Origin of the sequence: Pseudomonas putida, from assembly GCF_028682455.1 — a bacterium.
In the GTDB taxonomy this organism is placed as follows: Bacteria; Pseudomonadota; Gammaproteobacteria; order Pseudomonadales; family Pseudomonadaceae; genus Aquipseudomonas; species Aquipseudomonas putida_AA.
Map to the genome: position 1 here is coordinate 716,736 of NZ_JANHLD010000004.1, position 14,013 is coordinate 730,748.

Genomic DNA, 14,013 nt, shown 5'->3' on the forward strand with positions numbered 1-14,013 from the left:
CTATGAATCCTGCTGCGCAACATGCCAGCTCCTACTACCGGGCATCGGTCGGACCGATGCCCGAACACCCCGCGCTGATTGGCGAACTGAGCGCCGACGTATGTGTCATCGGTGGCGGCTTTACCGGCGTCAATACCGCCATCGAACTGGCCCAGCGCGGGCTCTCGGTAATCCTCCTCGAAGGCCGGCGCATCGGCTGGGGGGCCAGCGGTCGCAACGGTGGCCAGCTGATCCGCGGCATCGGTCATGAGGTCGAGGGCTTTGCCCGCTATGTCGGCCAGGAAGGGGTCAAGTACCTGCAGCGGGCCGGCATCGAATCGGTCGAAGTGGTGGCCGAGCGGATCCGCGCGCACAACATCGACTGCGACCTGCGCTGGGGCTTTTGCGAACTGGCCAATACCCCGGCGCAGTTCGCGGCCTTTCGCAGCGAGCAAGAGAGCCTGGCAGCACTGGACTATCGCCATGAGACCCAGCTGATCGCCCCCGAGCGGATGCACGAGGTCGTGGCGTCATCGGCCTATGCCGGCGGATTGATCGACCGCGGCTCGGGCCATCTGCATCCGCTCAACCTGGTGCTGGGCGAGGCCCGGGTGGCCGCCTCACTGGGCGTGCGCATCTTCGAACACAGCCCGGTACTGGAGATCAACCACGGCGCTACCGTGCAGGTGCGCTGCGCCCACGGCAGCGTACGGGCCGGCAGCCTGGTGCTGGGCTGCAATGCCCACCTCGAGGAGCTGGAGCCGCGTCTGAGCGGCAAAGTGCTGCCCGCTGGCAGCTACATTATTACCACCGAGCCGCTGTCGGCGGCGCAGGCCAGGACGCTGATCCCGCAGAACCTGGCACTGTGCGACCAGAAAGTCGGCCTGGACTACTACCGCCTCACCGCCGACAACCGCCTGCTGTTCGGCGGCGCCTGCCACTACTCCGGGCGCGACCCGCTGGACATCGCCGCCTACATGCGACCAAAGATGCTCAAGGTGTTCCCGCAATTGGCCGACACCCGCATCGAATTCCAGTGGGGCGGCAAGATCGGCATCACCGCCAATCGCTTCCCCCAGGTCGGACGCCTGTCCCAGCACCCCAACGTGTACTACGCCCAGGGCTATTCCGGCCATGGCCTGAACGTCACTCACTGGACCGCGCGCCTGCTGGCAGAAGCCATCGACGTCGGCCACAGCCAGGGCATGGATGTGTTCAGCGCCGTGCCCCACATGACCTTCCCGGGGGGCAAGGCCTTGCGCTCGCCACTGCTGGCGCTGGGAATGATGTGGTACCGGTTGCGCGAAGTGCTGGGTTGATGGAGGCAGGTATTTCCGTTCGCAAACTTGCGACAGACGAATTTGCAGCTACTTTCAGTTAAGTCTTTGTTTCAACTTATGACTGGCCTCGGAAGGAATCGGAGAAATGGCTGTAATTCAGAGGTTTTACCGCCCGGGAAGCTGGTTACTTGCCACGCTGCTGCTGGCCTTGGCCGGCTGCAGCAGTATCGACGCCCGCACCACCGAATATGTCGGTGTGCCCCATGCTGCGCCCACCAGTGCGGCCAACGTGGAGGTACTGCGCCGGGAACCGCTGCGCGCCCATGATCGACTGGGTGAAATCATGGTCGACGCCAGTATCGAGCCACCACCCCCGATCACTGAAGTCGAACAGAAACTGCGCGAAGAAGCGGCCAAGATCGGCGGTGACGCGGTGGTCGTGGTCTACGACCGCATAGCGCCGGTGTCGGCGTATGTCAGCGGCCCGCTGTGGGATCGGGACATCCGCTCCGTGGAAGGGCGCAAGCTCAAAGGCATCGTCATCAAGTACCGGTAGTGCATCGATTCAACTGATCAGGCGTTTTTGTTATGCAATGGATTTCTGCTGCCCGTGTATTTCTGCCCTGCGTTTTGTTGGTCACCCAGACCGCCCAGGCCGACAACGCGGAAACCGCGAACAAGAGTAACAACCCGCTCAACCTCGCCCCCGGTTTGAACCTGCAGGACTACTACACGCCCTCGCTGTACGACACCAATGCCCACACCAACGACCTGCTGCTACGCGGCACCCTGCCCATCGCCGCCGGTGATGGGCTGCCCGTTCCCCAGTTGCTGCGCGCCACCTTGCCGGTCAGCACCCGACCCGACCCTCACGGCGGCTACAGCACTGGCATGGGCGACCTGAACCTGTTCGACATCTTTCTGCTCAAGACCGAAGGCGTGCAGCTGGGCATCGGCCCGCAGCTCACCGCTCCCACCGCCGAGCACGACGAACTGGGTACCGGCAAATGGCAGGCAGGCTTCGCCGCCGTGGCCATCGACGCATCGCCCCGCGGCCTGCTCGGCGCCCTGGTGCAGTACCAGAGTTCATTTGCCGGCGACGATGATCGCGTCCATGTCGAAACGGCCACCTTCCAGCCGTTCCTGATGCACAACCTGCCCAAGGGTTGGTACCTGCGCTCCACCGCCACCTGGACCTTCGACCTCAAGAACGACACCCACTACATCCCGTTGGGGCTGGGCGTGGGCAAGGCCTGGAAGAGCGGCAGCAACATTCTCAACGCCTTTGTCGAGCCGCAGTGGACCGTGGAAAAAAAAGGCGACGGCCTGCCGCAGTTCACTCTGTTCGCTGGCCTCAACATGACATTTGGCAAATAAGGATTGGCGATGAATCTACACAAGGTTGCGCTGTGCACAGCGCTACTGCTGACCTTCGGCAGCGCCCAGGCCGAGTTCAACGCCAGCCTGGACGAAGCCCGTCAGATCGCCAAGGAAGCCTACCTGTACGGCTTTCCGGTGGTGGAGATGTACAAGACCCTGTACACCCAGGCGGTGGACAGCGGCAGCCCGGAGTACAAGGCGCCGTTCAACCAGATCGGCAACAGCGCCAAGGTGTTCACCCCCAAGGACACCGCCTTCATCACCCCCAACTCCGACACGCCCTACTCGTTCGTGTGGATGGACCTGCGCAGCGAACCGCTGGTACTGACACTGCCAGCCATCGAGGAAGGCCGCTATTACTCGACCCAACTGATCGACATCTACACCCAGAACTTCGACTACCTGGGCACCCGCAGCACCGGCAACAAGGGGGGGCATTACCTGATCGCCGGCCCAGGCTGGCAAGGACCGACCCCGGAAGGTATCGACAAGGTCATCCACAGCGAGACCCAGGTCGTCTACGCCCTGTACCGCACCCAGCTGTTCAACGAGGCGGACCTGGACAACGTCAAGGCCATCCAGCAGGGCTACAAGGTCCAACCGCTCAGTGCCTTTCTCGACCAATCGCCGCCCCCGGTCCTGCCGGCGGTAGCCTGGCTCAAACCCCAGCCGGACATGAGCGACAGCCCGGCGCTGTTTCGCTACTTGAATTTCATGATGGCGTTCGCCCCGCCGGTGGACAGCGAAAGCGAGCTGCTGCAGCGCTTCAGAAAGATCGGCATCGATCCCGACAAACCCTTCGAGGAGAGCGTGCTCAGCGCCGAACAGCGCCAGGCCCTGCAAGCGGGCATTGACGACGGCAAGGCCGAATTCGCCGATTTCAAGAAAAACGTCATCGACGCGCACAAGATCAGCAGCGGCGACCTGTTCGGTACCCGAGAGCACCTGAACAACAACTACCTGTACCGCTATGCCGGGGCCAAGCTCGGGATCTTTGGCAACTCCGTCGAAGAGGCCAGCTACATGGGCTACTTCACCGACAGCAGCGGCAAACCGGTCGATGCCAGCAAGTACGCCTACACCCTGCATTTCGCCAAGGGTCAATTGCCCCCGGCCAAAGCGTTCTGGTCGCTGACGATGTACGACGGCAAGACCCGCCTGCTGGTCGACAACCCGTTGGACCGATACCTGATCAACTCGCGAATGCTCGATCAGCTCAAGCGGGACCCGGACGGCGGCCTGACCCTCTATCTGCAGCATGAGTCGCCCGGCAAGGCCCGCGAAAGCAATTGGCTGCCTGCACCCAATGGGCCGTTCTACGGTGTGCTGCGCCTGTACATGCCTGGCCCGCAGGTGGCCAGCGGTCAGTGGAAACTGCCATTGCTTGCGCCAGTGGCGAAATAACCAGAAGTCGATCCGAGGAGCCTCATCATGAGGATGCGTACAACCTTCACCGCCGCGGCACTGCTGGCCCTGACGCCTTTGGCCGCCCAGGCCGACAACGCCCGCGACTGGCAGAACATTCCAATCGACCTGAACATGGTCTTTGGCTACTACAACCGGGTCGACGCCAACACGCCCATCGATACCGCCCTGCCCATCGACGGCCTGTCGCTGAATGCCGATATATACATCCTGCGCCTGGCGCGGTCGTTCGACATTGACGGGCGCAACAGTGCCATTCAGTTGATTCAACCCTACGCCGACCTGTCGGCCTCGTTCGATGATGCGCGGTTCTTCGATGGCACCAAGCACAACGGCGGCATGGGCGATACCCAGGTGGTGTTCGCCCATAACTTTTTCGGCGGCCCCGCACTGACAGCCGAGGAGTTCGCCAAGTGGACGCCGGAAACCTTCATGACCGGTGCCGTGTGGCTGACGATTCCCAATGGCGACTACGACAAGGACCGGGTGATCAACATCGGCGCCAACCGCTGGGTGCTCAAGCCGGAAATCGGCTTTGGTACCCCCTTCGGGCCGACCTGGCTGGAGGTCAACACCTGGGTCTCGCTGTTCGGTGACAACGACGATTACCTGGGCAGCAGCAAGCTGGAACAAAAGCCGCTGTATGCCGTCGAGGGTCACTACAGCTACACGATCAACCGCGCACTCTGGGCCTCACTGGATGCGACGTACAGCGCCGGCGGCGAGACCAAGATCGATGGCGTCGGCCAGGACAACCAGCAAGAGAACGTATTGCTCGGCGCCAGCATGGGCTTCATGTTGTCACCGCAGTTCGGCGGCATGATCGCCTATACCGACACCGTCTCGGAACGCAACCAGTCGCCGGACGTAAATACCTGGACCTTACGTCTGAACTACGTCTGGTAAGGGAAAACCATGAGTGCACTTTCAGATATCAAAGCCCTGCACGGGGCCATCGCCGGAACGGTACTGGGCCAGGACGAGGTCATCTGGCAGATCCTGGTGGGCCTGCTGGCCAACGGGCATGTGCTGCTCGAAAGCCTCCCCGGCCTGGCCAAGACCCGAACCGTCAAGGCCCTGGCCCGGCACCTGGATGCGCACATGAGCCGCATCCAGTTCACCCCCGACCTGCTGCCTTCGGACATCACCGGTGCCGAAGTGCTGCAGCAGGTCAACGGCCAGCATCAGGTGCAGTTCCAGCCCGGGCCGCTGTTCGGCAACCTGATTCTTGCCGATGAAATCAACCGCGCCCCGGCCAAGGTCCAGGCGGCCCTGCTCGAAGCGATGGAAGAACGGCAGATCACCGTGGCCGGTAGCAGCCACAAACTGCCCGACCTGTTCATGGTCATCGCCACCCAGAACCCCATCGAGCAGGAAGGCACCTACCCCCTGCCCGAAGCGCAGATGGACCGCTTTCTGATGAAGGTGCTGCTCGACTATCCGGTACCCGACAACGAGACCCAGGTATTGCAGCTGCTGCGCCAGGAAGAACAGCACACCACTGCCCAGGCAGCGGCCAGCACCTTCAGCCTGGCCCAGGACGTGGTGTTCCAGGCCCGCCAGGAAATCGCTGCGATCCATGTCGCCCCCGCCATCGACCGCTACCTGATCGACCTGGTCAACGCCACCCGCCACCCCGCCGACTACGACGCCGACCTCGCCCGCTGGCTGCAACTGGGAGCCAGCCCACGCGGCGGCATCAGCCTGGACCGTTGCGCGCGTGCCGACGCCTGGTTACACGGGCAGGACTTCGTTTCACCGGACAACGTACGGGCGATGGTCCACCCAGTGCTGCGTCATCGCCTGCAACCGAGCTATGACGCGGTGGCCGATGGCATCGGCAGCCAGCAGATCCTCGACCGCCTGCTGGACAAGGTTGCCATCCCGGCATGAGGAGCACAGCGTGGCGTTGAAAGCACAGGCACCTGACGGGCTGGTGTATGTCTCACTGGCCCAGCTTATGACGCTTGAGGCAGATGCCCAGGGCTTGAGCTTCCTGGCCCGGCAACCGCGCGCCAGCGTCCTGGCCGGCAGCCATGCTTCACGGGTACGCGGACGTGGCCTGAACTTCGACGAACTGCGCCGCTATCAGCCGGGCGATGACTTGCGTCACCTGGACTGCAAGGCGTCGCTACGTAGCGGCACGCCGATCGTGCGCACTTATACCGAGGAACGCGACCGGCCGGCGCTGATGGTGATCGACCAGCGCATGTCGATGTTCTTTGGCAGCCAGCGTAGCTTCAAATCGGCCCTGGCCGCACAGCTGGCAGCCCTGGCCACCTGGATCGCCTTCAAAGGCGGTGACCGGGTCGGCGCTCTGCTGTTCAACGACAGCCGCATCGAAAGCATTGCCCCGCTGCGCAGCCGCAGCCGGGTCCAGGCCATTTGCGCCGCCACCGCTCGTTTCAACCAGGCCCTGGATGCCCAGGCCGCAGAAAGCGACTCAGCCACCTCGCTGGACAACGTGCTGCAACGCTGCCTGAGCGTGGCCGCCCACGATCACCTGATCTGCATCATCAGCGACTTTGCCGGCGCCAGTGAGCGCACCCTGCACCAACTGCGCCAGCTACGCGTGCACAACGATGTCATCGCCCTGCAGGTCTATGACCCCCTGGCCCTGAACCTGCCGCGCGAAGGCCGGGTCATGGTCAGCCAGGGCCAAATGCAGGTAGAGCTGGCCGTTGAGCGGCGCCAGGTGCACACGCCCCTGACAGACTTTCTCAAGGGACGCCTGCAGGACGTGGCGGTCCTGCTGCGGCGCAGCCAGGTGCCTTTGCTGATGTTCAGCACCGCCCTACCCGCCACCGAACAACTGCGCCTGGAACTGGGCAAGCGCCAGGGTAACCGGGTATGACTGCAAACGTACCCAGCATCGACCAGCTCAAGGAGCTGGCCCTACCACCGGCACCAAGCTACCTGCCGCAAACCTGGGGCTGGGCCCTGCTCGCGGCCATACTGGTTCTGGCCGTACTGGTCTACGGGGCCTGGCGCTATCGGCGCTGGCAACTGGACCGTTACCGGCGCGAAGCGCTGGGGCAACTGGCAACGCTGGAAACGGCGATGGCTGACGAACATCAGCGTATTGCAGCGCTGCGCGCCGTGCCGGAGTTGCTCAAGCGCGTTGCGCTGTCGATGCCCAAGGCCCCTGCCGTCGCGACCCTGCACGGCAGCGACTGGCAGGCCTTTCTCGATACCCACAGCCGCACCCCGCTGCCCGCGGACTTTGCCGAGCAACTGGCGCGCCTGGCCTATGCGCCGGACAGCACACTGATGGCATTCGATGCACAGCCATTGATGCGGCACTGCAGAACCTGGGTGGAGCATCATCATGTGGCAGTTTGACTACTCCTGGTTACTGCTCCTGCTGCCATTGCCGTGGCTCGGCTACCGCTGGTTGCCCCCTTATGTCGAGGCGCGCAGTGCGATCCGCGTGCCGTTCTTCGAGGTCATCAGCCGGGTCAGTGGCCAGCAACCCGGTGTACCCGGTACCCGCCGCAATATCTGGCAGCTGCTCCTGCACTGGCTGGTGTGGGCCTTGCTGGTGGTAGCCATTGCCCGCCCGGTACTGGTCGAGCCTCCGCAACAGCATGAGGAACCGGTACGCGACCTGATGCTGGCCATCGACATCTCCCAATCCATGCAAACGGTCGACCTCAAGGGCGCCGACGGTACGCCGGTGTCGCGCATGAGCGCGGTCAAGGCCGTGGTCCAGGACTTCATCCGCCAACGCCCCAAGGACCGCCTCGGCCTGGTGGTGTTCGGCAGCGCCGCCTACCCCCAGGCGCCGCTGACCCTCGACCATGCCAGCCTGTCGATCCTGCTCGGCCAGACCGATGTCGGCATGGCCGGCCCCAACACCGCCATCGGCGATGCCATCGGCCTGAGCCTGAAGCTGCTGGAACAGGCCAAGGAGCCGGAGAAGGTGCTGATCCTGCTGACCGACGGCAATGACACCAGCAGCGCGATCACCCCCGCCCATGCCGCCAGCATGGCCGCCGCCCGGGGCGTGGTGATTCACACCATCGGTATCGGCGACCCGAATGCCGAGGCCGAAGCCAAGGTCGACCTCAAGAGCCTGCAGGAAATCGCCACGGCCACCGGCGGCGAGTTCTTCCGCGCCACCGACCGCGACGCCCTGCAGCAGGTCTATGCCACCCTCGACAAACTGACGCCGCACCAGGTCAAGACCCTCACCCACCAGCCCAAGCGCGACCTGTTCTGGCTGGCGCTGGGCGCGGCGCTGCTGCTGTTCGGCGGCTATCACCTGTTGGCCCTGCTGCTGTCGTACCGGCCGCGCAGTACGACGGCGGAGGGACAGCATGGACATTGACCTGCAGGCGTTTCACTTTCTGCGCCCGGCCTGGCTGTGGTTGTTACTGCCTGGGGTGCTGCTGCCGTGGATCTGGCGTCATCGTCGCCAGCAACTGCGCAGCTGTAGCAGCAACATTGCCCCGCATTTGCTCGCCCACCTGCGCCTGGACGGCGAGGACCAGCACCGCCTGCGGCCTGTCCACCTGGCCAGCGCGTTGCTGATCATCGGCGCCCTCGCCGTTGCCGGGCCGACCTGGGAGCAGGACCGCCCGGCCTTTCTCGACAATCGCGCGCCGCTGATCCTGGCTCTGGACCTGTCGAGTTCCATGGATGCCACCGACATTGCCCCCACTCGCCTGGAAGCGGCCAAGCACAAACTGCATAACCTGATCCTGCGGCGCAAGGGCGCCGCCACCGGCCTGATCGCCTATGCCGGCAGCGCCCACCTGGTCATGCCCCCCACCCGCGACCCAGCCCTGCTGGACAGCTTTCTCCAGGCCCTGGCCAGCGATCTCATCGCGCAACCCGGCAAGAACGCCCTGGCGGTGGTGGAGCAGGCCAAGACCCTGGCGGCTGCCGAGGACACACCGGCCACCCTGGTGCTGGTCAGCGATGGCGCCGATGCAACGCAACTGGCGCAACTGGACAAGGTGCTCGATGGCAGCCGCCTGCAAGTGCTGGTGCTGGCCGTGGGCAGCACCGACACCGGGCTGATCAAGGGTGCCGATGGCCAGCCGCTCACCGACAGCCAGGGCCGCCCGCAACTGGGGCACTTCGACAAGGAAGGGCTCAAGCAACTGGCCTCGGCGCTGGATGCGCCGCTGGGCAGCCTGACCCTCGATGACGACGACCTGGACTGGATCGAAGCCCACGCCCAGCAGCATTTCGAGCGTGCCAACCAGGAGCGCCAACCCCTGCGCTGGAAAGACGCCGGCTACTGGCTGTGCTGGCCGCTGCTGCTGGTCGCGTTCCTGTGCATTCGCCGCGGCTGGAGCCTGAACTGGAGTGCCTGCCTGCTGCTGGGCTTGTTGCTGCCGGTCAACGATGCCCGCGCCAACGCCCTGGCCGATGCCTTCATGACACCCGACCAGCAAGGCCGCTGGGCCTTCGAGCACGGGCATTTCCCGGCGGCCGCCGTCCACTTCAGCGATCCGTACTGGAAGGGAATCGCCGCCTACAACGCCGCCGACTACGACCTGGCCCTAGCCAGCTTCGCCCGTCTCGATACCGCGCCGGCGTACTTCTACCTGGGCAACATCTACACCCGTCGCTTCAAGTTCGACCAGGCCATTGCCGCCTACACCCAGGCGCTGCGCCTGCAGCCGGTGTTTCCGGAGGCCCAGGCCAACCTGGCACTGGCCCAGGCGCTGGCCAAGGACTACGAGTCCGCGCAAGACAACACCCCCGAGGTAAAACCCGACAAGGTGGAATACGACAAACCGGCGGGCAAAGGTAAAAGCAAGCCGGTACAAGCGGCCCAGGCCGGCAACGATGAGCTGTGGCTGCAAAACCTGACCACCTCGCCGGCAAACTTCCTGCGTCGCAAATTCAGCCTGCAGGACCAGGCTGCGCGGGGTGGACCATGAAAGCCCTGGCCCTGATGCTTGCCCTGTTCAGCGCCAGCCTGCTGGCCGCCGAACCGCAACTTCGCGTGCAAGCTCAACTGCTGCCCGGCGCTACCGCGGTGGTGGGTGAAACCGTGCAGCTGCAACTGGACGTGCTCACCGATACCTGGTTCACCAGCGCGCCACAACTGCCCGACCTGAGCCTGCCCGGTGCACTGGCAACGCCGCCGGGAGACCAGTCCGAGCACCTGACCCAACGCCTGGACGGCACCCCCTTCTTCGGCATCCGCTACCAGTACCAAATCACCGTGCAGCAGGCCGGTGACCTGCACATACCGGCGTTGACGGTAACGGCCACCCCCGGCAATGCCCAGGCGCCACTGAGCGCCACTACGCAGCCACTCACTTTGCGCGTCCAGCTGCCCGCCGGGGTCAGTGCAGGCCAGCAGGTGCTGGTGGCAAGCCAGGTCAACCTGAGCCAGCAGACCAGCCCGCCTGCCACGGCACTCAAGGCAGGCGACAGCCTGACCCGCACGGTGACCCTCGATGCCGAAGGCGCCATGAGCCTGATGCTGCCCGTCATCCCCCTGGAGGATGTCGACGGCCTGAGCCGCTACCTCAAGTCGCCGCAGGTCAAACAGCTCGACGACGGACGTGGGCATGCCCTCGGTGGCCAGCGCATCGACAGCGCCACCTATCGAATCGAAAAGCCAGGCAAGTACCAGTTGCCGGCACTGCAGGTGCAATGGTGGAGCACCCAGGACAAGACCCTGCACAGTGCCACGCTGCCGGCCATCAGCTTCACCGCCAGCGCCAACCCGGCCTATCAGCCGCCCTTTTCGGTGACGCAGGACTTGCAGCGCCTCGGCCAGCAAACCCGCCTGCACCTGTCCCGTCACTGGCTGACCGCCGGGCTGGTACTGGCATTGCTGACCCTGGTCGCCCTGCTGGTGCGGAGCTTTGGCGAGCAATGGCGAACGGCCCTGCTGCACTGGCAGGGCGTGCGCAAGGCGCACCGCGAAGCCTCTGCCGACTACGCCTGGCAACAGGTTGCCCAGCAGCTCGGACAACGTCCGGCGCAACTGACTGCCCTGTATTTGTGGTGGCGACGCAGCCGGCTTGGGGTGCGCCTGGGCACTGCCAGCCAGGACGTGCTGCGCCAGTGCTACGGCGCCAAGGCGAGCGCTGATACAACACCTGAACGCCTGCTTCCCCACTTGAACGATTTGCACCAGGCAGTCACCAAACGGGCCCGCAGCGCCACCGCGCCCCATGGCTTGCGCCCCCTGAACCCGGAACACGACAAGGAGTTGCCATGATCACCCACTATCGTCGGTCACTGTGGCTGGCACTGTTGTTGCTGCTGCACTGGACGCTGCCGTTGCAGGCCGCCGAACCCCTGCCGAGCTGGCGCGAAGGCGCGCCGCGCACGGCCCTGCTCAACTTCGTCGAGCAAGTGACGACCCAGGGCTCGACAACCTACGTGCCGATCGAGGAGCGCATCGCCGTGTTCGACAACGACGGCACCTTGTGGAGCGAGCAACCGGCTTACTTCCAGGTGCTGTTCGCCTTCGCAGAGGTCCATCGCCTGGCCCCTGAGCACCCCGAATGGAAAGACCAGCAGCCCTTCAAGGCGGTGCTGGAAAACGATCAGCAGGCACTGGCGGCCAGCGGCATGGACGGCCTGATGAAAATCGTCGGCGCGACCCATACCGGCATCACCACCGAGGCGTTCATGAATAACGCCGAGGCATGGCTGGCCAAGGCCAGACACCCCAAAAGCGGCAAGCCATTCACCGAGATGGTCTACCAGCCAATGCTGGAGCTGCTCGACTACCTGCGCAGCCAGGGCTTCAAGACGTACATCGTCTCCGGGGGCGAAACCGCCTTCATGCGTACCTTCGCCCAAGAGGTCTACGGCATTCCACCGGAGCAGGTCATCGGCACCTCGTTCGTCAGCCAGTTCCAGATGATCGACGGTCAACCGTCGATCCTGCGCCTGCCAAAACTTGCCCACAACGACGATGGCCCCGGCAAGCCGGAAAGCATCGACGCAATCATCGGCCGGCGGCCAATCCTGGCCTTCGGCAACTCCGACGGCGACTTGCAGATGCTGCAGTGGACCGCCGCCGGCAAAGGCCCGCGCTTCATGGGCCTGGTACACCACACCGACGCTGCGCGTGAATGGGCATATGACCGTCAATCGAAAATCGGCCGTCTGGACAAGGCCCTGGACGAGGCCAAACGCCGGGACTGGACTATTGTGGATATGGCTGCCGACTGGACACGGGTATTCCCTTTTGAGGCCGTTTCGAAATGATCATGCGCAGCGGTGCTGTGAACGAGCAATGCAGTGAGCAATTCATTAGCCGCCAAGGGGTGGTCTTGATCATGAAAGGGAGGCAAGTCGAATGACTGGCAAACGCAGATGGATACCGAAGCTCGCGATGGTCGCGGCCTCGGTCATAGGCATTACCGCAGGCGCGGTCAGCGCAGCGGAGAAACCCAATATCCTGGTGATCTTCGGTGACGATATCGGCCAGACCAATATCAGCGCCTATTCGATGGGAGTGATCGGCTACAGGACCCCGAACATCGACAGGATCGCCAAGGAAGGCATGATGTTCACCGATTACTACGCGGAGAACAGTTGCACGGCAGGGCGATCATCGTTCATTACCGGCCAGACGCCACTGCGTACCGGCCTGTCGAAAGTAGGTATCCCTGGCGCGCCGGTAGGCTTGCAAAAACGCGATATCACCATCGCCCAGGCGCTCAAGTCCCAGGGCTACGCCACTGGCCAGTTCGGCAAGAACCACCTCGGTGACCGCGACGAGTACTTGCCGACCGCCCACGGCTTCGACGAATTCTTCGGCAACCTCTACCACCTCAACGCCGAAGAAGAGCCTGAGCGTCCGTACTGGCCCAAGGACGACCCGGAATTCGTCAAGGCCAACTCGCCACGGGGTGTGATCCACAGCTTCGCTGACGGCAAGATCGAAGACACCGGTGCGCTGACGTCCAAGCGCATGGAAACCATCGATGACGAAACCACCGCCGCAGCGCAAGCGTTCATCGAGAAGCAGGCCAAGGCCGACAAGCCGTTCTTCGTCTGGATGAACACCACCCGCATGCACTTGTTCACCCATGTGCGCGAGTCGATGAAGGGCCAGAGCGGCATGCCCGGCAATGACTATGCCGACGGCATGCTCGAGCACGACGGCGACGTCGGCAAACTGCTCAAGACCCTCGATGACCTGAAAATCGCCGACAACACCATCGTGGTGTACACCACCGACAACGGCCCCAACCAGTTCTCCTGGCCGGATGCGGCAACCACGCCGTTCCGCAACGAGAAGAACTCCAACTGGGAAGGCGCGTATCGGGTACCGGCCATGGTCCGCTGGCCAGGCAAGATCAAGCCCGGCGAGGTGTCCAACGAGATGTTCTCGGGCCTGGACTGGTTCCCCACCTTGCTCGCTGCTGCCGGCGAAACCGACGTGAAGGAAAAACTGCTCAAGGGCTGGGCTCCAACCACCGGGGCAAACACCTTCAAGGTGCACCTGGACGGCTACAACCAGTTGCCTTACCTGACCGGCCAGCAACCCAAGGGAGAGCGCGAGGAGTTCTACTACTTCAACGACGACGGGGTGCTGGTGTCGATGCGCTACAAGAACTGGAAAGCGGTGTTCTGCGAACAGCGTGCACCGGGCGGTTTCAAGGTCTGGAGCGAGCCTTTCGTCTGCCTGCGAGTGCCAAAAATCTTCAACCTGCGGATGGACCCGTATGAGCGCGCCGACGTGGTATCCGACCAGTACTACGACTGGACGACCAAGAACGTCTACCTGGGTGGTGTCGCGGTCATGAAGTCGGCGGCCTTCCTGCAGACCTTCATCGACTACCCACCGAGCCAGCGCCCTGCGAGCTTCAGTATCGATCAGATCCGCGCGGAAGTAGATGCGAAGATCGCAGAAAAGATGAAACAGAACAAACAGTGATACCCCACGCCCACCCGCAACCTCAGGTTGCGGGTGGGCGTTTTTATTGGGGCACAGCGCATCTGGCGCTCTACT

At 63.7% G+C, this 14,013-nt stretch carries 13 protein-coding genes; all 13 read left to right on the forward strand.

What is annotated here, in order from left to right; all coding sequences use genetic code 11:
* The first annotated feature begins 2 nt into the window (after nt 1-2).
* The 13 genes from NPS58_RS26555 (at nt 3) to NPS58_RS26615 (ending at nt 13,938) form a co-directional block, all read left to right on the forward strand.
* The gene (locus NPS58_RS26555; RefSeq protein ID WP_274118192.1) at nt 3-1,298 is read left to right on the forward strand and encodes an NAD(P)/FAD-dependent oxidoreductase; all 1,296 of its coding nucleotides are present in this window, start codon (nt 3-5) and stop codon (nt 1,296-1,298) included.
* A gap of 106 nt (nt 1,299-1,404) precedes the next feature.
* Nucleotides 1,405-1,815 (forward strand): hypothetical protein, encoded by a 411-nt coding sequence (locus tag NPS58_RS26560; RefSeq protein ID WP_274118193.1) that lies wholly within the window; start codon nt 1,405-1,407, stop codon nt 1,813-1,815.
* Nucleotides 1,816-1,847: 32 nt separating this feature from the next.
* Nucleotides 1,848-2,636, forward strand: a complete 789-nt coding sequence (locus tag NPS58_RS26565; protein WP_274118194.1) for a hypothetical protein — start codon at nt 1,848-1,850, stop codon at nt 2,634-2,636.
* 9 nt (nt 2,637-2,645) lie between these two features.
* Nucleotides 2,646-4,043 carry a DUF1254 domain-containing protein gene (locus NPS58_RS26570; RefSeq protein WP_274118195.1) on the forward strand — a complete coding sequence of 466 codons (1,398 nt, stop codon included), beginning with the start codon at nt 2,646-2,648 and terminating at the stop codon, nt 4,041-4,043.
* 27 nt (nt 4,044-4,070) lie between these two features.
* Nucleotides 4,071-4,970, forward strand: a complete 900-nt coding sequence (locus NPS58_RS26575) for a transporter (RefSeq protein ID WP_274118196.1) — start codon at nt 4,071-4,073, stop codon at nt 4,968-4,970.
* Between the two features lie 9 nt (nt 4,971-4,979).
* Complete coding sequence (locus NPS58_RS26580) at nt 4,980-5,957, forward strand: AAA family ATPase (RefSeq protein ID WP_274118197.1); 978 nt, start codon at nt 4,980-4,982, stop codon at nt 5,955-5,957.
* Between the two features lie 67 nt (nt 5,958-6,024).
* The gene (locus tag NPS58_RS26585) at nt 6,025-6,918 is read left to right on the forward strand and encodes a DUF58 domain-containing protein (protein ID WP_274118263.1); all 894 of its coding nucleotides are present in this window, start codon (nt 6,025-6,027) and stop codon (nt 6,916-6,918) included.
* Complete coding sequence (locus tag NPS58_RS26590) at nt 6,915-7,406, forward strand: DUF4381 domain-containing protein (RefSeq protein WP_274118198.1); 492 nt, start codon at nt 6,915-6,917, stop codon at nt 7,404-7,406. Before NPS58_RS26585 ends, NPS58_RS26590 begins: the two co-directional genes overlap by 4 nt.
* Nucleotides 7,393-8,394 (forward strand): vWA domain-containing protein, encoded by a 1,002-nt coding sequence (locus NPS58_RS26595; protein WP_274118199.1) that lies wholly within the window; start codon nt 7,393-7,395, stop codon nt 8,392-8,394. The genes NPS58_RS26590 and NPS58_RS26595 overlap by 14 nt, the downstream gene beginning before the upstream one ends.
* Entirely contained in the window at nt 8,384-9,961 is a 1,578-nt protein-coding gene (locus NPS58_RS26600) for a VWA domain-containing protein (protein ID WP_274118200.1), read from the forward strand. Before NPS58_RS26595 ends, NPS58_RS26600 begins: the two co-directional genes overlap by 11 nt.
* Nucleotides 9,958-11,259, forward strand: coding sequence for a hypothetical protein (locus NPS58_RS26605; protein ID WP_274118201.1), 1,302 nt, complete (start codon nt 9,958-9,960; stop codon nt 11,257-11,259). The genes NPS58_RS26600 and NPS58_RS26605 overlap by 4 nt, the downstream gene beginning before the upstream one ends.
* Nucleotides 11,256-12,260 carry an HAD family hydrolase gene (locus tag NPS58_RS26610; protein WP_274118202.1) on the forward strand — a complete coding sequence of 335 codons (1,005 nt, stop codon included), beginning with the start codon at nt 11,256-11,258 and terminating at the stop codon, nt 12,258-12,260. Before NPS58_RS26605 ends, NPS58_RS26610 begins: the two co-directional genes overlap by 4 nt.
* Nucleotides 12,261-12,351: 91 nt before the next feature.
* Nucleotides 12,352-13,938, forward strand: coding sequence for an arylsulfatase (locus NPS58_RS26615; RefSeq protein WP_274118203.1), 1,587 nt, complete (start codon nt 12,352-12,354; stop codon nt 13,936-13,938).
* Nucleotides 13,939-14,013: the final 75 nt, after the last annotated feature.